This is a genomic window from Candidatus Chlorohelix sp., assembly GCF_037138995.1.
Classification (GTDB): domain Bacteria; phylum Chloroflexota; class Chloroflexia; order Chloroheliales; family Chloroheliaceae; genus Chlorohelix.
In genome coordinates, this window is sequence record NZ_JBAXHI010000032.1 from 14,221 (window position 1) to 36,935 (window position 22,715).

At 46.9% G+C, this 22,715-nt stretch carries 13 protein-coding genes and 1 pseudogene; 2 read left to right on the top strand and 12 right to left on the bottom strand.

Annotated elements, in window-relative coordinates; all coding sequences use genetic code 11:
- Window positions 1–30 precede the first annotated feature (30 nt).
- A complete protein-coding gene (locus WCK19_RS13710) occupies window positions 31–1,425 on the top strand; it encodes an FAD-dependent oxidoreductase (RefSeq protein ID WP_342397953.1) in 1,395 nt (464 codons plus the stop codon).
- Window positions 1,426–1,462: 37 nt separating this feature from the next.
- Here WCK19_RS13710 and WCK19_RS13715 read toward each other — a convergent pair whose 3' ends face one another.
- From WCK19_RS13715 to WCK19_RS13755, 9 genes are all read right to left on the bottom strand, one after another.
- Window positions 1,463–2,941 (bottom strand): MFS transporter, encoded by a 1,479-nt coding sequence (locus WCK19_RS13715; protein WP_342397954.1) that lies wholly within the window; start codon window positions 2,939–2,941, stop codon window positions 1,463–1,465.
- A 429-nt stretch (window positions 2,942–3,370) separates the two neighbouring features.
- Window positions 3,371–3,697: a hypothetical protein gene (locus WCK19_RS13720; RefSeq protein WP_342397955.1), complete on the bottom strand. Its 327-nt coding sequence runs from the start codon at window positions 3,695–3,697 to the stop codon at window positions 3,371–3,373.
- 3 nt (window positions 3,698–3,700) lie between these two features.
- Window positions 3,701–4,300, bottom strand: a complete 600-nt coding sequence (locus tag WCK19_RS13725; protein ID WP_342397956.1) for a Fe-Mn family superoxide dismutase — start codon at window positions 4,298–4,300, stop codon at window positions 3,701–3,703.
- 136 nt (window positions 4,301–4,436) lie between these two features.
- Complete coding sequence (locus tag WCK19_RS13730; protein WP_342397957.1) at window positions 4,437–7,349, bottom strand: tetratricopeptide repeat protein; 2,913 nt, start codon at window positions 7,347–7,349, stop codon at window positions 4,437–4,439.
- A 125-nt stretch (window positions 7,350–7,474) separates the two neighbouring features.
- Window positions 7,475–8,479 carry an NAD(P)-dependent oxidoreductase gene (locus tag WCK19_RS13735; RefSeq protein ID WP_342397958.1) on the bottom strand — a complete coding sequence of 335 codons (1,005 nt, stop codon included), beginning with the start codon at window positions 8,477–8,479 and terminating at the stop codon, window positions 7,475–7,477.
- 12 nt (window positions 8,480–8,491) lie between these two features.
- Window positions 8,492–9,496, bottom strand: a complete 1,005-nt coding sequence (locus WCK19_RS13740) for a ketoacyl-ACP synthase III (protein ID WP_342397959.1) — start codon at window positions 9,494–9,496, stop codon at window positions 8,492–8,494.
- A 447-nt stretch (window positions 9,497–9,943) separates the two neighbouring features.
- A complete protein-coding gene (bchI, locus tag WCK19_RS13745; RefSeq protein WP_342397960.1) occupies window positions 9,944–11,122 on the bottom strand; it encodes a magnesium chelatase ATPase subunit I in 1,179 nt (392 codons plus the stop codon).
- 219 nt (window positions 11,123–11,341) lie between these two features.
- A complete protein-coding gene (recJ, locus tag WCK19_RS13750) occupies window positions 11,342–13,108 on the bottom strand; it encodes a single-stranded-DNA-specific exonuclease RecJ (RefSeq protein WP_342397961.1) in 1,767 nt (588 codons plus the stop codon).
- A 15-nt stretch (window positions 13,109–13,123) separates the two neighbouring features.
- Window positions 13,124–14,128, bottom strand: a complete 1,005-nt coding sequence (locus WCK19_RS13755) for a Yip1 family protein (RefSeq protein WP_342397962.1) — start codon at window positions 14,126–14,128, stop codon at window positions 13,124–13,126.
- A gap of 295 nt (window positions 14,129–14,423) precedes the next feature.
- On the opposite strand from WCK19_RS13755, the pseudogene WCK19_RS13760 reads away from it, so the two are divergent.
- Window positions 14,424–15,656: pseudogene (locus tag WCK19_RS13760) on the top strand (MFS transporter); the annotation flags it as partial.
- On the opposite strand, the gene WCK19_RS13765 reads toward WCK19_RS13760, so the two are convergent.
- Genes WCK19_RS13765 through WCK19_RS13775 form a run of 3 tightly spaced genes read right to left on the bottom strand, consistent with a single transcriptional unit; the run spans window position 15,653 to window position 22,678 of the window.
- Complete coding sequence (locus WCK19_RS13765; protein ID WP_342397963.1) at window positions 15,653–16,723, bottom strand: DNA cytosine methyltransferase; 1,071 nt, start codon at window positions 16,721–16,723, stop codon at window positions 15,653–15,655. The pseudogene WCK19_RS13760 and the gene WCK19_RS13765 overlap by 4 nt on opposite strands.
- 3 nt (window positions 16,724–16,726) lie before the next feature.
- On the bottom strand, window positions 16,727–17,575 hold the full coding sequence (locus WCK19_RS13770; protein ID WP_342397964.1) for an NgoPII family restriction endonuclease: 849 nt from the start codon (window positions 17,573–17,575) through the stop codon (window positions 16,727–16,729).
- A gap of 27 nt (window positions 17,576–17,602) precedes the next feature.
- Entirely contained in the window at window positions 17,603–22,678 is a 5,076-nt protein-coding gene (locus tag WCK19_RS13775) for a PAS domain S-box protein (RefSeq protein WP_342397965.1), read from the bottom strand.
- Window positions 22,679–22,715 lie beyond the last annotated feature (37 nt).

A 22,715-nucleotide genomic window follows, 5' to 3' on the forward strand; every position in this document is an offset into this window, starting at 1 on the left:
CCTACAAGGAAGAAAATTGAGGATTAGCCAATGGAACACAAGCTTGGTACAGAATCGCGCCCGTTGCGGGTTGCTATCATTGGGGCAGGTCCGGCAGGCTTTTACGCAGCCGAAGCGCTTTTCAAAACAACCGGATTAGTTGTTCAAATCGACATGTTCAACCGATTTCCCACTCCCTATGGGTTAGTGCGGGAAGGCGTTGCGCCCGACCACCAATCCATTAAAGCCGTCACCCGTATTTACGACAAAACGGCGGAAAACCCTAACTTCCGCTATTTTGGCAACGTAACCTTAGGTAAAGATGTTACCCACGCCGATTTGAAAAAATATTACGACCAGATTATCTATGCGGTTGGGGCGCAATCTGACCGTAAAATGGGTATTCCCGGCGAGGATTTAGAAAATAGCTATCCCGCCACCATCTTTGTAGGCTGGTACAATGCTCACCCTGATTATTGTGACCTCGAATTTGACCTCTCATGCGAGCGGGTCGCGGTAGTTGGTAACGGTAACGTAGCAATGGACGTAGCCCGTATCCTTGTTACCGAACCGGACGAATTGGCAAAAACCGATATTGCCGATTACACCATCGAAAAATTGCGCCAAAGCAAAGTAAAAGAGGTTATTTTGTTGGGGCGGCGTGGTCCCGTGCAAGCTGCTTTCACCAACCCTGAACTCAAGGAATTTGGCGAACTCCCGAACGTGACCGTAGTGATTGACCCGGCTTCCCTCGAACTAGACGAAAACAGCGCGGCGGCTCTTCCCGGCGATAAGGCTGCCACTAAAAACGTGGAAACTATGCGCCAATACGCCGCCAACCCGCAAGTAAAAGGCGACCGCAAGGTTGATTTCCGTTATCTCGTTTCTCCGGTAGAAGTTATCGGCACGGATGGCAAGGTATCGGCAGTCAAGATTGAGAAGAACCGCCTTGAAAAAGGCGCGGACGGCAGCATCAAGGCAATCGGCACCGGCGAATATGAAACGCTGGAAGTTGGCATGATTTTCCGCTCGGTAGGCTACAAAGGCGCACCGTTGGCGGATGTTCCTTTCGACTCGAAAAGCGGCGTTATCCCCAATGTTGCCGGGCGCGTAACCGATAGCGCAGGCGGCGCGGTTGTTGTGGGCGAGTATGTAGTTGGTTGGGCGAAACGCGGACCCTCCGGCATCATCGGCACTAACAAGCCTGACTCGGCTGCTACTGTCGTTTCGGCGGTACAGGATGTGCCGGAGCTTGCCGGTATCTCTGACGAAAACCGCGATGTTGCGCTAATAGAAAAGCTACTACAAGAACGCAGCATTAAATATGTCACTTACGCTGATTGGCATTTAATTAACAAAGCCGAAATAGCGCGAGGTGAGCAAAAAGGCAGCCCACGAGTTAAATTCTATCGTGTACCAGATATGCTGGAAGTTGTCGGCAAGTAAAAAAAGAGCGGGGTGTAAAAGCCCCGCTTTTCTAATTTCAGGCTAACACTTCGCCCTCGTTCAGAGGGTGCGCCCCTCGCCCACGAGTTTCCCTTACTTTCGTCAGGATGGCAATACTTATCAGGTAGTACAAACCCACTACCACGAACAAACCGCTATAGCCCAACGCGCTATCTACGATAAACCCGCCCACAAATGCGCCAAACGCTTGGCAACCGGCGGTGGCAAGATTGCTCAAGCCCATAAAACGCCCGGCTTCGGAAAGCGGTATCAGGTCTGTGGCGAAAGCCCAGTCCACCGACATAAACGAACCCCACGAAGTACCTACCAAAGCCCCAAAAATAATTACCATAATAGTTGCGCCGGGGCGTACCGTATCGAGATAGTCTTGTTGCGCGACAAAGCCGGAAAGCTTCAGGCTCTCTTGTACTGCGTTAGCCATTATCATACGCGGAATGAACAGCCCCAAACCGCCTATCAGACCAAACACAGAAGCCAGATAAATTACCTTCTTGCGCCCGATTTTATCGGAGAGCAGCGAAGCAGGAAACGAAGCCACCACCGCCCCGATAATCACCAAACCTAGCAAGATGCTCAAAGTGAAGCCGGCTTCTATCACATACTTGGAAGGGTCAAGCAGCGCTAAGCCATTGGCATCTACCGGAAGACCGGCAGCGTTCACTTTAGGCTTGATGAAGCCCTCGCGCTCCAGAAAAGACTTGGCGAAAAGCGAAATCGTGGCAGGCGCAGTTAAGAACAAGAAACGCGCCACCATTAGGATTAAAAAGTCTGGATATTTTCGCAACCCGCCAAACATATTGAAACCGGCACGCATCGGCGAGATTTTAACCGTTGGGTGGTAGGGCTTTTCCTTAACAAAGATTACAGTCAGCAGCATAGCAATAACAAATATCACCGCGTTGAGCAACAACATCATGCGCGAGCCATCTATCTCGCCCATTATTCCCTGTAAAATGCCCGGCACAACCGCGCCGAATAGCGTACCTGAAAGCTGCGCGATTGCCAGAGAAGCGGAAGCTCGCCCTCTTTTATTCTCCGGCACAGTATCCGGCATCAAACCTTGATATGCGCCTTGCGCCGTGTTATCGGTAAATTGCAAGATACAATAACCGATTAATAAAATCCACCAGTTAAAAGCTAACGCGCAAAGAGCTAACGCGGCTAACCCGCCAAGGCTACCCACGATAATGAAAGGTCGCCGCCGCCCCATCGGGTGAGAAGAATTATCGCTGATTGCGCCCGATAAAGGCTGTACGAACATCGCGATAATTAATCCGATTGAACTGAGGATGCCACGCGCCGTTTCATAGTTATTGCCAAAAATAGGTTCTGCCAGCGGCTTGTTTAAAGCCGGCAATACTACACTTAGGAAGCCACCCCATAAAAATGAAAGCGCAAACCAGTATGTCGAAATCCAGATGTAATTCATGAAACGGAATGGAACATTCGAGGGAGGGGTGGTAATACTCGAACTGCCTGTACTGATACTGTGCATAGTGTACCTCTTTTCTCTGGGAATACTTGTTTTACCGGAGAATCGAACAGGGTTAAATTAGTTCTCAGAATCTGGTAGCTATGGGTCACATTTTTTGCAAACCCCGCTACAGCTTTGTTCCTGCTCCTTGTACCGGCATTTATCCGAATATGCTCTACGACACTTGCACTTTAGCGTGTTTGAGGCTGTCATGAACAGGTTTTTTGCTGTAATTAACTGTACAATAGTTAGAACTTTACTACCTTAACAGAATATTAATAGTTCCTTCCCCCAACCTATGAGAATTGCGCCACCGAACGAGGGCGCCTTCCATTTTGGATTTTGGATTGCCGATTTTGGATTGAAGCCCTCTTACCATACCATGAGAATTAACCCGTAGGAGCGACGCTGGAGTCGCCCTTCTTTTATTGCCACCAATCCCCCGATTGCTCAGGGATTTGGCAATGTTCTTGAGACTCTACGGCGGAAAATCAGATAGCAGCCTTGAAAGGGACCGCGCCCTTCCTGCTCCCAAAAAGTACGAACATAACCATAAGTAGCCTTGAGAGAAGCAAACTCCCAACCGGCATTTTCCATCTCATTCACTACCTGAGTATAGCGGGTACTTAGCTCATCCTTACGGAGATGTCGCCGAGTATATTCATAATGCTCGGCATAGGATTCTTCATTAATCGAAACAGCCGCCCCGGATTGGCGGTTCTCGCTATTTTCAGAAACAAGCGTATTATCCGGCAGCGGCTGATTCTCTTGCGGCATAATTTACAGTAAGCGACCTTCTACGGCAGCCCAATCAATATTGCTAAAGAAGGCTTCAATATATTTGGGGCGTTCGACAGGCTTATAATCTAACAGGAAAGCATGTTCCCACACGTCCATAACCAGAATCGGCTTATAACCGGCGGGGTTGCCATCTTCGTGCAGGGTAATCCAGTGGTTAGAAATACGCCCGGAGCTAGGGTCTTGGTAAGCTACCGCCCAACCCACACCGCGCATCGCCCCAACTTTTACAAAATCACTTTTCCAAGTTTCATAATCGCCATAGCCGGCAGAGATAGCATCAATCAACTTGCCGCCGGTGGGCGCGTCACTGCCGCCATTCTTCAGGTTGCCGAAATAATATTCGTGTAGTACCATTCCATTATATTCAAAGCCAAGGCGGCGTTTCAACTCAGCATAAGCGGGAGTACCGATTTTGCCGTTGTTGATTAAGTCGGCAATCTGCTCATTAAGGGTGTTAGTATTGGTCACATAGCCCTTGTAAAGCGCGAAGTGAATCTCAAGCGTTTTATCGGAAATGCCATTCAGCCCGGCAAGATTAAAATCTTTGGCGGCATAGGCTTGTGAAGTCAGTATAGCCATTTAGGAATCCTCCATAAATTATTAAGCATCAAATAGAATTACAATATTCACAAATCGGGCAACTTTTCTTACCCGATTAAGCTCAAAATTGTATTACCGAGAGTGTAGTATAGTAGTTTCATCGAGCTTGTCAAACTCATTTAACTTTGCGGAATTTTCTAACCATTGCAACATCGCGTTGTGCCGCTTTTTTGTCGCGAAGTTTTTCGTAGCAAAACGCCCGTCCCTCATAGACATCCGCATTTTCCGGGTCGAGCTTTAGAATTTCTGAATAAACTTGAACTGCTTCGGAGAAACGCCCTAACTGAACACAGATTTCCGCTTTATCCAACAAAGCGGGTAGGCTATTTGGCTCTAGCTCAAGGGCTTTATCTATATCCTGTAAGGCTTTGCCTAATTCAAAGATAGCAGCAAAGGCTTTACCTCGATTGTAATAAATCTGAAAGTCATTGGTATATTCTTTAACAGCGGAATCAAAATCAGCGATAGCGGATTCATAAGCGCCATTTTGCAAATAGGCTATACCACGCGAGATAAAGATTTCGGCATCTTGCGGGGCAAGTTCCAAAGCTTTGGTAAAGTCGGTTATTGCGCCTCGATAATTTTCCAGATTAAGGAAGGCTTTGCCTCTATATTTATAAGCAAGCGGATTATCTGTCTTTAGAAGCAGAGATTGGGATAAATCCTTAGCGGCTTCTTGGAAACTGCTCAAACGAAAATAACAGACCCCACGATTGTACAAAGTATCCGGGTCATTTGGATTTAGCTCAAGGGCTTTATTAAAATCGCTCAAAGCCCTGACCATATCCTGTGGCTTATAATAGCTAGAACCTCTCAATACAAACAACATGGCTTCTTGGGGCTTCTGCTTAATGACTTTATTCAAATCCTGCTGTGCATTATCGAATTGTTTAAGATGTAAGAAAACACGCGCCCGCCGTAAAAGGACATCGTAATTATGCGGGTCACTTACTAACGCGCTTGACAGGTCAGCAAGAGCCTCTTCCAGCCTATCCAGTTGTTGATAAACCAAAGCACGATTTGCTAGAACATCCGGGTCTTTGGGGTTAAGGCTCAACGCCTTATTAAAATCGTCAAACGCAGTGGGATAATCATTAGTTTGAAAATATATATAACCGCGATTGTTATAACTAAACGGGTCATTTGGTTTCAACTCAATGGCAGTAGTGGCATCGGTAATAGCAGAGATAAACTCCTCAAGCATAAAAGAGGTTTTAGCGCGGTTGTTATAGGCATAAACATCATTAGGGTTGAGGGTAATAGCTTTATTGAAATCCTGCAAAGCGCTAGGGTAATCCTTTAGATAGAAGAAAGTACGCGCTCTACGATAGTACGCATTAGAATCAATGGGGTCAAGCTCAATCACGTGCGTAAAATCAACCAAAGCATGCTCATAATCTTGCAAATTATAGTAGGCAGTACCGCGCATCAACAAATTATCGCTCAGATTGGGGGCGTTAGAGGAACTGGATTGAATCACAAAATTCATATCAACAACAGTGTCCCAATATTTCTTTAACTTGAAAGAAACATGAGCGCGGTAATAATAAGCCTGTACATTATGAGAGTTTGATTCTATCACAAAAGATAAATCTGCTAACGCCTTGTTATATTCTCCCATATCCATATAGCAACGCGCCCGATTAAAATAGGCGTAAATATTGCGCGGTTGGAGTTTAATCGCATGTGTAAAATCTTCAATCGCGCTATGGTGGTTAGTAATATTTAGATATGCCATACCCCGATTGGCATAAGCATCGGCATCTTCCCCCATTATTTCTATAGAGCGGGTAAGGTCTTTTATGGCATTGTGATAGTCATTCAGGTAGAAAAAAGCGCGTCCCCGATTGTTATAACCATACGCTTCTTCGGGCGCAAGCTCAATAGCGTGGTTAAGGTCGGTCATCGCATTCCGATAATCCTCAAGATAAAAATAAGCCTTACCCCGATTATTATAGGAATAAGGGTCATTTGGATTGAGTTCTATAGCCTTGCTGGCATCGGCGATGGCATTTTTATCATCGTTAAGATAAAGATACGCTTTAGAACGATTATTATAGCTATATACATCTTTGGGGTTCAACTTAATAGCGCGAGTATAATCATCAACCGCTTTTCGGTAGTCCTTGAAAATAAAATAGCAACGCCCACGTTTATAGAATGCCTCTGCAATAGTAGCATCCAGCGCAATCGTTTTATTGAGGTCAACCAAAGCGCGGGAATAATCCTTCAACTGAAAATAGAGCTTTGCACGCTCAAGATAGCCATTACTCCGTTCGGGCATCACATCTATCGCCCGATTCATGTCAGAAAAAGCGTTGCTATATTCGGTTAAGCGCACATACATTTGAGCGCGGTTCAGATAAGCGGTTACCTTACCCATCCTAGCCGTCTCAATCGTTTTGCTAATAGTCTGCTCTTTCTCCAAATGGTCTGTTAAAAGGCGGATGGTCTGTTTTGTATTGGTGGCATTCGGGGTTAGAGTCTTCTCTATAGTGGGGGGATCCATTCCGAAATCGGGCAGCGCCTCTACCTCTTCAACCTTGCCAAAAGTATTTTCGTCTAAAGCTGTGATAGAAGGCAACTCTTGAGGCGCATCAGTAACTTCCGGCGCCTCCATCTCAGCGAGGGTATTCTTAGTTTCGCCTAAAGTAGCGACATCAGAATCCAAATTTTCCGCAAATATAAATTCGGGCAGTTCCGGCACAACAGCTACAACATTAGAAGAAAATAAGGCTGATTTGGCTAAATCCCGCAACTTAAAAGCCGCGCCAACATTTTCAGACTGCCCGTTTTCCTCGAATGTTTCAGGCTCAACAAGAGGCTGGTTTTGTGTTACCAGTTCATTTATCTCTGAACGCCATTCATTTATACGCAGCCGGGTTGAGCGCAAACTTGCTTCAAATTTATCAAGTTCTTCTGATGAGGAGGCATACAAAACCGCCTGCTCATCTTTAGCCAATAGCTCGCATGCTTCCGCTATCCGCTCGCGTAAATACTCAATCCTTTTTTCGTTTTCTAACAACATAAATACTTTTAACCCTAAAGCCAAACATATTTAAGAAATAACGCAGCTAGAAGCGCCTGAATCTTAGCTCTATAACTTTATAGTAACCCGAAATGGCTTATTTATCAACTATTTTCGCTCTTAAATCAGCGTGATTCAGCTTGTGAAGCTGTCTTCTGTAAAAATTTGCGATTTTCAAGCTCACCTAACCACAGCTTTAACGCCTCAAATCCGCGATAAAAATCGTACTCAGGGGAATAACCCAACCTAGCGCACGCTTTAGAAATATCCAGCCGATAGCCTGAAGCCATCTGCGCCACCACAAAAGGAGTAAGGAGCGGCGGATGCTTCAACCGCAATAACCGGAAAAGCTTCTCCAACAAAGCGCCGCCTAGCAGCGCAACACGCTTATCAATATGCAACATCTTCTCATTAAACCCTAGCGCGTGCTTAAACGCCGACAAAATTTCATCCACCGTTCCGGTGTAAGCGTCCGCCAGATTGAAAATTTCAAACTCAAAATCGCCTTGAATAATCAGTTCAATTGCCCGACAAAAATTCTCAATGTAAGTAATAGAAAGCAAATTGCTGCCATCCCCAACTACGAGGAAACGCCCAAAGCGGCGGGCTTCCAACAAACGGGGGAGAATGCTGGTATCGCCCGGTCCGTAAATAATATGCGGGCGCACAATTACGGCATTCTTACGCCCATACTGCCGGATTGCCTTTTCCGCTTCCATCTTAGTAGTAGCGTAAGCGTTTAGATAACTCGAAGGATAAGGCGCGTTTTCGGTTAGCCAAGCGTCATGTTGCTGGGGGTCATACACGCTGGCGGTACTGACATACACAAACTGGCGGGCTTCCTTAAATGTTTCCAGCACATTGCGGGTACCTTCCACATTAACCCGATACATTACCTCATGTGTATCCCAATCTGAAACATTACCCGCACAATGCAAAACTATATCCACCGCCTCATCCAATTGCAACGCACCTTCGGTAATATCCCAACGTATATAGCGGTCTAACAAAGCAGGCTCTAGCGGTTCGCGCCTACCAAAACCGATTAAGCGGTAGCCGCGCTCTGCGAAATATTCAGCCAATTTACTGCCGATAAAGCCGGTTACTCCCGTAATAGCGATTGTTTTCACCAATAACCTGCCCTAATACTGAAACATCATCAAACCTACGCTGATGCCACCCGCCAGCCCGATAAACATCACCTTATCCCCTTTTTTGACTTCGCCCCGACTTTCCGCCAACGCAAACCCAACCGGCAAAGAAGCTGCCGCCATATTCCCATATTCCGGCAAAGTCAACACTACCTTATCAGCAGGCGCTTTGCACACTTCGATAAACTGCTCCAGAAAAGGAACTGTCACTTGATGCACGAAAATACGGGCGTAATCCTCGAAACAAGTATTAGTTTGGCGCAACGCCTCCTGCAACAAATTCGGACCCAACTCTACAAAGGCATCCTTGAGAGCAGTTCCATCCCCCTGAAAATAGGTGTATTCCTCGCCTCTGGGGTGCATAGAACCGCCGCCGAGCAGCGTACCAATGTTCCAATGTTGGCTATAAGCGTAAAACTTGCGATAAAATAGCCCTGTTTTCTCCTCAGTCAATTCCAGCAAGGCGGCTGCCCCGCCATCTCCAAAAGTATAGCCCGGAAAACTCAGGCGCAAATCTTTCTTATCCTTCACCCGCCACTTGATACACTTGGAAGGAGTTTCGCCCACCGCCACCAACGCCTTGCGATACTGCCCCGTCATTATCATGGCTTCTGCCGCCTGAATACCATTGATAAAGCTGTTACAAGCGTTCTTAATATCCATTACCGCCCCGTTGCTCCCCACTTTATATTGCGTAATATGGGAAGTAGCAGGTTCGGTAAGGTCTTGACCGGCAGAAGCAAAAATAAATAAATCTATTTCGTCAGGGCTGGTATTTGTTTGTGCCAATACCTTTTTACAGGCTTCGGCGGCTAGGTCTGACGTATTCACATTATCTTCTACATAGCGGCGGGTTTTTATTCCGGTGAGAGATTGCAATATGCCAGTAGGAACTTTAATACTGGGACTGTAATTCATAACCCGTTGCTCCACCTCCGCGCTGGTAACAACCTTTTCAGGTAGCGCGGAAGCGATTGCTGATATTTTTACTCGCATGTTTAAGCCACTCCTGCAATCTATAATTGCGGCTCTCCGGTGTGCCTTAATACATAATTCAGTTCAGTTAGTTTTTAGCTTGCACTGGCATTTAATAAGGAGAAAACCTTCTGCCCTGACGCTGAACGGTTGAGGAAAAGGGTACTAAGCCACCGGAAAGTAATATATACCATTGTATAGTGGCACAATCATAGCTGAGTTAAACCATAAGTGGATTGAAAAATGCGGTATGTTGTGTGAAAAATGCAAACAATTCGGGGGTTGGGTGGCAGGGGTTCAGGCAATGGGCTTAAGCCCCTTGTTACAATCGGGTTCGGAGGGTTCGGGTTCTGTAGGGGCAACCTCCGTGTTGCGACAAAATGCGCCCTCGTTCGGTGGCGCAAAATCGGCTGACAGCAATAAAAGAAGGGCGACTCCAGCGTCGCCCCTACGGGTTAATTTTCTTGGTTACTTCTTTGCAGATTTCTTGACTGGCGCAGGTCCCAAAACTTTCTCAACCGCCTGTTCAATTTTAACGCCGGTATCGGTATTATCCAGCGGGTCTTTGCGGAGACGATGGCGCAAGCACAGCACCGCAATCTGCCTAATATCTTCCACTGTAACCGCTTTCTTGTGGTTGAAAGCCGCTAAGGCGGTGGCGGTACGAGCGATGGTCAACTCACCGCGATGCCCGTCAATGTTCAGCGCAAGGCAAAGCTCGGCGATTTTTATCAAGATTTCGTGCGACAACTCAACTTTCGGCAACAAACGTTGCCCTTCTTTTACCTTGCGGCGTAAAGCCTCCTGCTGAGGGTCATATTCTGCCATAAACTGAGCCGGGTTCATCTCAAAGTTATGGCGACGCTTTACGATTTCAACCCGCTGCTCAAGGTCAAGAATCGTAACAATGCGAGCGTGCAAACCAAAGCGGTCGAGCAATTGCGGGCGCAAATCGCCTTCTTCGGGGTTGCCGCTACCGACCAACACGAAACGAGCAGGATGGCGCACGCTGATACCTTCGCGCTCTACTACGTTCACACCGCCAGCCGCCACGTCCAACAGCACGTCCACTAAATGGTCTTCCAAAAGGTTAACTTCGTCAATATACAGGAAGCCACGATTAGCTCGCGCCAGCAAGCCGGGTTCAAAAGCTTTAACGCCCTGACTCAACGCCTTTTCAATATCAATTGTTCCGCAAACACGATCTTCGGTAGCGCCTAGAGGCAAATCAACTACCGGAACTGGGGCGATATGTCCGGTCAATTTTTGACCACGCGCGAGCTTGTCGCGGCAATCCCGGCAAAGACCGCCACGTTTAGTAGTATCTGGGTCGCAACTGTACATACAGTTGTTAATCATTTTGATACGGGGGAGCAAATCAGCAAGCGCCCGCACAATGGTACTTTTACCAGTACCGCGATGCCCCATAATCATAACGCCGCTAATTCGGGGGTCAATAACGTTGAGCAGTAAGGATAGCTTCATTTCTTCCTGCCCTACGATTGCGGTGAAGGGGTAAACATAAGAGGCTTCTACTTGCGTTTCGGCTTTCTCTTTTCCACCCTTACGCGCAGGGCTAGTCCCGTTGGTTTCAGGTTCCAGCTCTAATTCTTCGCTTTCAATCGTGAGTTCGGTGAGTTCAGACATTGAATTCTTCCTATTTCAATTAAATTTTTCACAATCGGTTTCTGATTAATTATATGCTACATCTTATAGTTAGGGTGTAGCACTTGTTACTAACTCAACCAATTTTTGCCAGATTACGTACTACAATTTGAGGCTAAGCGCGTAATAGTTACAGAATTTCGGTAAATTACTATTAAAGAGCAATAAAATTATGGGGCAAGTCCACAAATTTTTCCATTTTCAAGCAGAGAATCGCATATCTTTTATATAAACTTCAAGCCGTTTCTGCCCATGCCACATAGTTTGTTCTAAATTGAAGGCTACATCAATGGTTTTTCCCGGTTTGATGTCCCCCGCCCGCCACCCTGCGCGAAAAGCAATACCCTCAAGCGTTTTCCTATTATTAGGGTTGAACAATTTCAAACGCAAGTGTACCCCATCATTACCCACCAAACGGGCTTCACGCACCTTCAGCCCGGTACAAGCATAGAGCGGTTGCAAGTTTTCGCTGCCAAACGGCGCTAATAAGCAACTCTCAGTATAGGTGGGCATAAGCTGGTCAGGTTCAATAATTGCATCCACCAGCAAACGTGGCTGTAAATCAGAGTCGGGCATTCTGTCAGCGATTTTACACAAGCGACTTTCCAACGCCTCTAATTTAGAAGCAAGCACAGTAAAACCGGCAGCTTGGCGATGCCCCCCGAAGCGTTCCAGCAAATCAGCACACTCGCTTAGCGCATCAATTATGTTGAAAGCGTAGATGCTACGCGCCGACCCCTTGCAGATACCATCGCTGCGCTGCACCACCACCACCGGGCGATAATATTCTTCACAAAGGCGACCCGCTACCAGCCCCACAATTCCCGCTTGCCAATTTGTACCGCTAAGCAGCATCAGTTTATTCTTCTCAAACAGCTTTTTCTCTGTCACCTGATAATGCGCTTCTTCCAGTACGGTACTTAGCATATCCTGACGCTCTCGGTTTTTGGAGTTTAGCTGACTTGCCAGTTCGCGGGCTTCCGGCAAGGAATCGGTCAGCAGCAATTGATACGCCAGAATCGCATCATCCACCCGCCCGGCAGCATTTATGCGGGGGGCAAGGCTAAAGCCAATGGAACTCGCGTCAAGTTCGCCCTGCTTTAAGCCTACGGCATCAATCAACGCAATAATGCCGGGGCGCGTGGTGCGGTTTAAAGCCCTCAAACCGCTGGCAACTAACACCCTGTTTTCACCGTTTAAGGGCGATACATCCGCCACAGTACCAAGTGCGACCAAATCAAGCAAGTCGCTCGGCTTCAGCCCATTACTTTTGATGCCGGCTTTGCTCAATGCCCTAACCAAATGGAAAGCCATCCCCACCCCTGCCACGCCCTTATAAGGGTATTGACAGCCTTCTTGCCTCACATTGAGAATGGCGTAGGCTTGCGGTAAAACTTCGGGGGGGCGGTGGTGGTCTGTTACAATAATATCCATGCCAAGTCCGTTAGCAACCGCAACCTCGTCCACATTGCTAACGCCACAATCTACCGTAATTACTAGCGTAACGCCTTGTTTGTGCAAATTTTTAAGGGCAGTTGGATTCAAGCCATAGCCTTCCTCAACCCGCCGGGGAATGCGCGGTATAACCTTAACCCCCAACGACCTGAAATACTGCACCAAAAGGCTACAGGCAGTAACCCCATCCACATCGAAATCGCCGTAAATTGCTAAAGTTTCATGGGCGGAAAGCGCTTGTTGGATGCGCTTCACCGCTTTATCCATATCTTTTATCAGGTAAGGGTCAGCCAAGCGGGAATAATCGGCATTGAAAAAATAATCAATTGCTTCGGGGGTACGCAAATCGCGGTTATATAAAAGTTGGGCGGTGAGCGCTCCATAGCCTGCGGCGGAAACCGCTTCCAAAAATTCGGGCGGAACCGGAGTTGGCATTACCCAAACGCGCTCACGTCTGCCCTTTGATAGGGTAGCTGAAGGATTGCCAGATTCAGGCATATCCGCTTGCGACATCCTTCAAACTCCCCACTAAAACGGAACTTGCAAGAACACTTTCAATAATAAAGCCGGAATTAATACTACCAACGCGCTCCGGTTCCAACTCAGCTTCATACTAAAATGAACGCCGGTAATCAGGAGGGCTAATTGCCATAACAAGGGCGCAAATTGGATGACTATAACGTAGATATTGACATCGCCCCGACTAAAACCGGGGTCATGCAAAATTGGCAGAAGGCTAGGGATGCCAATCGGGATTAAATATAGAAGCCCCAATATTAACAGGTTGACCTGTGCGAAGGTTGCAATAGCGAACAAGCTCTTGAAGTTAGTACGCGACTCTTCTTTGTAAAAGAGACGGGCGACTACCGATAGAGCCATTGCAAAAACCGCCGTGAAAGCAACTCGGATTATGGCATTAATCAGGAAGGAACCGATAAAGCTAGAATCAATATTTGGAACTTGGTCAGGCTGAGGGTTATTTAGCTCAATCTGTTTATCGTTCAGCTTAACCTTAGAATCGGTGTTATCGCGCAGATAAACAAATTGCTTTTCGGTTAAGCGGATGCGCTGGTCATCCACGTCATTCAGTTCTGTAAGCTGAGCATCGGTTAGGTTTAAGGTCGAGTCTGTGGAATTATTAGTCAGCGCAGCGCGTTGGTCTGTACTGAGCGGCACTTCGCCGTTTCGGTCATCCAGCACCTGCACCACTTGGAAGCGGCTCATCTCGATTTTTTTGTCCAGCACATTCTGACCGTAACTCAAAAGGCTGGCAACCTGAGACACTGCTACAATCGCAATAAGCAAGAAATACAAAAACGCGCCTTGCCAGTAAGGCATTGTAGCGGCGATTCGCTTCATTGCAACTAGCGGGCGAATAATTACATCTGCAAAATTGCGCCACAGGGACACAGGTTTTAGTAGTTCAGTCTCACAGTTAAAGCACTTTTCGTCATCTATCGGGTTAAGCTCACGACATTCAGGGCATAGTATATCCGTTGGACCGTTCCTGAACTCATCTAATACCTTATTCATTTAAACAGCGACCTGTACCTTTGGTTATGTTTGCTAAGTTAATCCGCGCTATTATAACATAGCTTTTGCTCAAACGCAGGAAATAAGCACTTCTGTTCTTATATGGGCGTGGCTCGATGCGCCCTTCGTCCGTTGCCCCAATCCAACGAATTGCGCCACCAATCGAGGGCGCATCATCGAGGGCAATAGCCCTCTCCTACAGAACCCGAACCGCCCTTCTTTTACCCCTTTTGTAGTTTAAACCCTATACTTTCGCGCCTTCGGGTTATATCCTGAACCGGATAACACTAAGGAGGAATGCTGGAAGATGAAAAAATCGCCCTTGCTGATAGTTTTTATGACTGTGCTACTGAACCTGATAGGCTTTGGCATGGTCATTCCGCTGCTGCCGTTCTACGCCATGCACTTTGGCGCGGACGCTTTCACGGTAGGTTCGCTTACTGCCACCTTCTCGTTGAGCCAACTAATATTCACGCCGGTGATGGGGGCATTGTCGGATCGGCTTGGGCGGAGACCTATCATCTTGCTTGGCTTGCTGGTGAACTCCATCGCTTTTGCGGTGACGGGCATCGGCGGGGCGTTGTGGGTGCTGTTTCTCGGACGCGCCATAAACGGCTTCGGCTCTTCCTCGATGGGGGCGGCAAGCGCGTACATCGCCGATGTTACCACGCCAGAGAACCGCTCAAAAGGGATGGGCATGCTAGGGGCGGCATACGGGCTGGGCTTCGTTATTGGACCCGCGATAGGCGGCACGCTCGGCAGCATCAACCAATCCTTGCCCTTCTATGTGGCAGCGACTCTTACTATTATCAATCTAGGCTTGGGCTGGTTCATGTTGCCCGAATCGCTATCGCCGGAATTGCGGCAAATCGCCCGGCGCAACAAGCGCATAAGTAGCCCCCTCAGCGTGTTGCAAAACATCTATCGCGCCTTGCAAAGAGCCGAATTGCGCCTTCCGATTCTGGTATTCTTCTTCTTCAACGTAGCATTTACCGGTTTCGAGGTGCTAATGCCGCTATTCGCGCAACGCCGCTATAATTTTACCAGCCAAGATTACGGCTACCTTTTCGCCTATATGGGCGTGTTGGTGATAATCATGCAGGGCGGTTTCGTGGGCGTAGTGGTCAAACGCTTGGGCGATTACAAAACGCTCAGGCTAGGCTTGCTGATTCTGGCAATTTCGATGATATTCATCCCGCTTGGCAACATCTTGCCGTTGATGTTTTTCGCGCTATTCTTTCTGGCAGTCGGGCAGGGCATCGCCACGCCCACAAGTACCGCCGTCATCTCCATCACCAGCGGAGCGCAAGAACAGGGCGAAGTATTGGGCATTTCGCAAGGGGTGGGCAGTCTGGCGCGTATGCTGGGTCCCTTGGGAATCGGCTTCATCTTCAACACCTTTGGCGAGGTCGTGCCGTTTATGTGCTGTAGCGTGGTAATGCTGCTGGCGTTAGGGCTGTCCCTATCGTTAAGGGCAGCCGCAAAACCCGCCGATGTGCCGGAGAAAGCGGGCGCGTTGGAGGTTTAATAGGTTAGCTGATACCAAGCATCATTTAGATTTTTATTCCTAATATCGTCTTTAGCAGCAATATTAATGGTATCTTTTCCTAGAAATTCTTTTAGGTCATTATAAATTTGCGCTGCTAATTGTCTGGCAAATTCGACTGGAACAGCGTTGCCTACCATCTTGTAACCATCATCAAGGTTTTCGTATTTAAAGATATAACTATCAGGAAATGTCTGGATTCTGGCACATTCACGTACAGACAGCCTTCGATATAAGTGTTCCTGACAAGCTACAAACACCCTTTTATCTTTACCTACCAACTCCATTTTTGGGGCTTGCGGATGTATTGGCGCATGCCTACCACTAGCTTGAATAGTAAACGATTGCTCGTTCCAATTCTTCACACGATTTCTGGACATATAAATCGTGGAAAATCCGCCAATAAAATATTCGTGGTTGGGTATAGCCAAATCTTTACCATTAGTTTTGTTTTTCGCCAAGGCAGGTTTTGCGTTATCTCGCAAATCCCATATTGTATCCGCCAGAGTTACCAGCTTATTATCAGGTTTTGGCGGGTAAAATATTTTGTTAGTATCAGAACGATACCCAACTATTATCAATCGCTCTCTACTTTGAGGCGTTCCATAGTTCATCGAATTAAGTAAATAATAGGAAACATTGTAGTCTAATTCTTTGAAAAGGCTGATTATATAGTTTAGCGCGTCTCGATTTTTAAGAAATAACATACCTGAAACATTTTCTGCAAGGAAAAACAGAGGTTTTTTATCTCTTAAAATTCGGACATATTCAAAGAATAATTGCCCCCTTCTATCATCAATACCACGCCTTGCGCCCGCCTCACTCCAACTTTGGCAAGGCGGCCCTCCCACAATTCCATCTATAAAAGGAATATCCCGGGAATCTATTTCTGTTATGCTTCTTCTATCAAGAGTAGTTTCTGGAAAATTATATTCAAATGTTCCCCAAATTGACTTGTCATATTCATTAGCCCAAGCAATATCGAATCCTGCAAGCTCGAATCCTATATCAAGTCCACCGGCTCCCGAAAACAAAGACGCTATTTTCATCAATTACTTGACCTTATAACTAATATGCTTTGCCTCTAACCATTTTGCAGGGTTGTCAGGATATTTTATTTCGACATCCTTAATACTATATCCTTCTTTTTCTATACTTTCCAATCTAGCTCTATCGCTTTGTGGAAAAGACAAATATTTATCCTTGAGCATTATTGCGTTGAGAGAAAGTTCAGGTTTAGCATCATCACAAAGGTATTGAAAAACCTTTGCCGGATGCGCTATACCCCACATTCCACGCACTCGTAAGTAGGTTATGCCCATTGGGTCAACTTTATTTACTCTACCCAACTCTTTTGTTTCGGTAAATTGTACCCCTTGAATTTCTGTTATCCCCTGCCTGATGGTGTTAGCTATACGCCGATATATTGCTCTATCGGCAGCATAGCAATCGCCGTAAACAAGCCAGATTGATTTGAGACTACCTTTATTTACCGTACCAATAATGTAGATTAAATCTTTTTGACTCCATTCCTCGCACTTGCGACAGCCTTTGCTAATCATTGGGTCATCGCTATTCAGTTTATTTCTTGGATAGGAACTATTTAATTCTAAATCTCCGCTTAAAGACTCGATTTTTTTAACTTCTACCGCATCCCCATTCCTGATAACGAAATCAGGCGGATTATTCTGATTTCCGAGATAAGAGAAATAATCCGAGTACCTTCGGTCTTTTTCGTTTCGGTCTGTTATGGCTAATGTATTGCAAAAGAGGTCTTTAATATAATACTCTAATGGCTCACCCACTATATTTATGCCTGTTTTAGCTTTACTATATTCTTTTACTTTTGAGATAGGCTGTTCCATAAAATTTGCTATAGCTATTAGAATGTTTGTATCCATTGCTATCTTTCTTTGCACACCCACGCCTTACCCTAACGGTATCCACACCCGGCACAGCGTACCCTTGCCCAATTCGCTTTCCACCTCGATGTTGCCATTATGCGTTTCTAGGCATTTCTTTACAATCGGCATACCAAGCCCCGTTCCCTCTATTTGATGCGCGTTTTTCGCCCGATAGAACACATCAAATAGATGCTCTAATCCTTCCGGCGGTATCCCGATACCTTCATCCTCTATTTCTACATATGCCTTAGTTGCCTCATATTTCAGCCTGAAATATACTGTGCTGCCTTCCGCCGAATACTTGATGGCGTTGGTTGTCAGGTTTGAGATAATTTGCCGGAGTAGCTTGGTATCCCCTTGCATCAACGACGGCGCGGGTTCAATTTGCAGGTCGAATTGATGCTTTGTGCCAACTCCAAGCTGGATTTCCTCCAACAGCGTGGCGCAATATTGGCTGAAATCCAGCGCAACCGGGTTGAAATCCAGCTTCCCGGCATCCGCTTTATTTAGCAGCAGCACATCATCCAACAGGTCGGTCATATTTACCACTGAAAAATAAATGCGCTGGTATAATTCCTGCTTGCGCTCATCTGTCCATTTATGCCCGTAATACTCCAGCAGTTGCGCCGAAGAGTTGATGATAGTGAGCGGAGTGCGGAACTCGTGCGAGGTGGTGGCGATAAACTGTGATTTTTGGTTGCTCAGTTCCCGTTCATTTTTGAGGCTCTTCTTGAGTTCTTCCTCTGCTATCATCCGCTCGGTGATGTCGAAGCTAACGCAGATTACGCCGTTTACGCGCCCTTCTGCATCCTTAACCGGCGTATAGACCCCTTCAAAATAACGGCTTCCTATTTTCGTGACGCTTTGCACAACTTCCCCGCGCAAGGCTCGCGCTACAAGCTCGGTGAATTTATCCAATAGATAGGAGCTTATGTCATCCCGCAAACGCTGAGCATTTCCCCCCACAAGCTCTTTGGGTTCAATCCCAAAGTAGGAAAGCCCCTTGCCCTCTACAAAAGTGAGCGTACTGTTAGTGTCAAAGGCAAACAGAATCAGCGGCGCGTTTGAAACCACCGTTCTCAAAAGCCGCTCGCTATTTCGCAAGGCTTCTTCGGCTTTGCGCCGTCCGGTCAAATCGGTGATAACGGCGATAACCCCTGCCAGTTCGCCCTTATTATAGAAAGGGTTGCCGGAGATTGAAACATAGGTATTTGACCCACCTTTTGTCAGCAACTTACATTCAACCGTAGCGGCTTTACCGTTAAACCACTGTTGCCGAACTTCCTGCACTTCCTGTAGGTAGTCCGGGCTGGTGTATCCCAGCGGGGATTTGCCTTTCATTTCTTCGGCTGAATAGCCCATAAGTTTGACTAAAGCCGGATTAATATAGCTAAGGTCGCTTCCTTTCCACGAAACCGCTAACCCTTGCCCCATATTGTCCATCACCAACTGCGCGAAATCGCGTTGCTCGATTAGGGCGCGTTCCACTTCCCGGCGTTTAAATGAGCCTGCGAAAACTTCCGCCACTACTTGTAGCAACACTATATCGTCTTCGCCCCAAGACATTTGCCTAGTTACGGTTTCAAAGGTGATGAAGCCTATAACTTCCTGTTCTAGCATCAAGGGAAACTGCACAATTGATTGGATACTTGCATGTTCCAGCAATGCCCGGAACACGTTTGCTTCTTCGGGCAAATCTGCCAGAGTGTTCAGGCGTATAGCTTTCCCGTTTTTGGTGCGGAAATCAGCCCATGATTCTATTGGGCGGTTAATTTTTACCCGATTTTTATCAATCGAAGCGATACCTTCGGCGTGCCATTCAAAACTTCTGATTATACTATTGCCATTATCGGTGTAAATATAAATGTAGCTGCGTTCTACTTCCAGAAACTGCCCGACCTCGCTAAGGGCTTGGCTTATCTCAGCCTCAGTATTTTCAAAGTTAGCCCTCAGTAATTTGGAAGAAATGTCAGCGACAAGCTTTTCAAACGCATGACTGCGCTTTAGCGTATCTTCCGCCATCTTCTGCGCCGTAACATCGTGCAGGGTAATAATTATGCTTTCTAATTCTCCGGTTAGCTCTGAAAATACCGACTGTCCGCCAATCTCAAGCCAGATATAATGCCCTTGCTTGTGCAGAAAGCGGACAAATATTAGCTCGTAATCGGCAGGCAAAACCCGGTTACTCAACTTTGAGGTAGCAATTATCTGTACGTCATCGGGATGTATCAAGCCCGGACCCCAAAGCGTTTTTAGCTCATCCGAAGTGTAGCCTAGCGTCCTTTTGCAAGAGGGGGAAGCGTAGAGGTATTGGCTATCCTTCGTTAGAGCTATAACCACATCAATGACGTTGTCTGCCAGCAAACGATAGCGCTGCTCGCTTTCGCGTAGGGCTGTTTCCGCCATTTTACGCGCCGTAACATCGCGTAGGGTAATAATTAGGCTTTCTAATTTTCCGGTTAGCTTTGAAAATACCGACTGCCCGCCAAGCTCAAGCCAGATATAATGCCCTTGCTTATGCCGAAAGCGGACAGAAATCGACTCATAAACAGTTTGGGAAGCCCGGCTTCTTGCTATTGAAGCGTGCAGTATTGGCACGTCATCGGGATGTATCAAGCCCGGACCCCAAAGCGTTTTTAGCTCATCCGAAGTGTAGCCTAGCACTTTCTCGCAAGAGGGGGAGGCGTAGTTGTATATATTATCTTTATCTAAGGCTATAACCACGTCAACGATATTTTCCGCCAGCAAGCGATAGCGTTGCTCGCTTTCGCGCATAGCTGCTTCCGCCACAACCCTTTGGGTTATATCCCGCAAGCTGGCAATATACTCCAGCGGCTCCCCCGTTTCGTCGGTTACGCGGCTTTTTTGCCCTTGTATTTCCACCCAGATATAATGCCCCGCTTTATGGATGTCCTCACCAGCATTATGTCTCTTCTGTTTTAATACTTGTATTTCCACCCAGATATAATGCCCCGCTTTATGTCGGTAGCGTATCACTAAGTCAGTATAGGCTGTGTTTTCAGCGTTCGACTCCCTAGTAGCGGCAATCGCGAGCGGCAAATCTTCGGGATGGAGGAAATCCCCTGAAGCTTTTCCGAGCAGTTCCACAGGGTCATAGCCGATAACCGCTTTAGCGGAGGGGGAAATATAGATGTATTCGCCCAAACCGTTTGTTATAGTTACTACATCGGTGATATTTTCCGCCAGCAAACGATAGCGTTGCTCGCTTTCGCGCAGGGCTGTTTCCGCCACAACTTGCGCGGTTACGTCTCGCACGCTGGTAATATACTCCAGCGGCTCTCCCGTTTCTGGGGAGAAAAGAGTTTGCCCCCGCCCTTCCACCCAAATATAATGCCCCGCTTTATGCCGATAGCGAAATGCTACGTTATTATAATCCTCGTGGTTGTCCCGCGAATCTCTGAGAGTGGCAATTGCTTTGGGGGTATCATCAGGGTGCATAAAAGCCAAACCGTTTTGCCCAAGCAACTCCTCTGGGGTATAGCCGAGAACCATTTTAGCGGAGGGGGAGGCATAGGTGTAGTCACCTTTGAAATTTAGCGACATTATCACATCGGTGATATTTTCCGCCAGCAAACGATAGCGTTGCTCGCTTTCGCGCAGGGCTGTTTCCGCTTCAACTTGCGCGGTTACGTCTCGCATGCTACCAATGAATTCTAGCGGCTCTCCCGTTTCTGGGGAGAAGCGAGTTTGCCCCCGCCCTTCCAGCCAAACATAATACCCCGCTTTATGCCGGAAACGCGCCAATAATTGGTCGTCACGCTCATGTTTTTCACGAACATTAGTAAGCGCGTTGCGTGCATTAGCTCTGTCATCAGGGTGAATAAAATCCAAGCCGGTTTTCCCAAGCAATTCTTCTGAGGTGTAGCCGAGAACCCCTTCACAAGAAGGAGAAACGTAGAGGTATTTTGACTGAAAACCTAAGACCACTACCATATCGCTGATGTTTTCCGCCAGCATACGATAGCGTTGCTCGCTTTCGCGTAGGGCTTGTTGCGCCTCCTTGCGTTCGGTAATGTCATACAGCACGGTTTGGGTTTTGAGAAAGTTTCCCGCCTCATCCTTTATAGCGGTACTGTTTACCAGCACATGGAGAGGTCGCCCATCTTTCCGAATGATTTCAATCTCAACGTCTTTAAGCCAACCCTGCTTCATAAGTAGGGGATAATTTGTTAGATAGGTTTCCAGAGATTGGGGGGTAAACAGGTCGCTTATTTTGAGTTTGCCAATCACCTCTTCGCGGGTGTAGCCCAACCAGCCTAATTCGGTATCATTGATATTGATAAATATGCCGTCTTTATCCAGCGAATGATAACCGCAGGGCGCGTGTTGGTACAGGTCATACGCTTCCTGAATATATAGTTTAAGTTTTTCTTCGCCAATTTTACTCTCGGTAATATCCCGCACAATCGCCAGCACTTCATTTTCGTTGCTGGCTATCAGGCGGGTTTCAAAATAGTAGGGGCTACCGTCAATCTCCAGTTTGCTTTCAAACACTTGGGGCTTGCCGCTATTCAAGGTTAGCGTTAGATACGCCTTTGCATTTTCAACATGTTTCGCTTGTAAGGGGCTGTCCGATTCTTCCGCATGATAGTTTGCAAAGCTCCCATCCCGGTCTATTCGCAAAAGTATATCCGGGATGGCGTTAACAAAAGCGCGATTGAAGGAAAGGCTCTTACTCAGCGCAGCTTCTGTATATTTACGTTGCGAAATATCACGAACAGCAAAACAAACCGAAGTAACAGCGCCTTGCCCATTTTTTAGGGGAATATAGCTAGTCTCAAGCCAATTCCAGCTAACAAGCGGGCTACTAAAGGGCTGTTCCAGCGTAAGGAGCTTGCCGGCGAAAGCTTCTTCCATATGCTTTTCAAAATCCGTGAGATTAAAGAAAGCCCCGATGGGGCGCACATCCACACCAAGCGCGGGTACATAGCCCAATACCAACTGGATATACTCGGTTGCCCGATTGTTAAGCGCGGTTAGCTTGAAATCCCGGTCAATGATAAACATAGAATAAGGCGCGTTGTAGAAAATATCGCTGTAGGTGGCATCCGAATTTGTAGTAGTAAAACGATGTGGCATCAAATAACTTCCTTATTTATTATAAAAGACCCCTCGC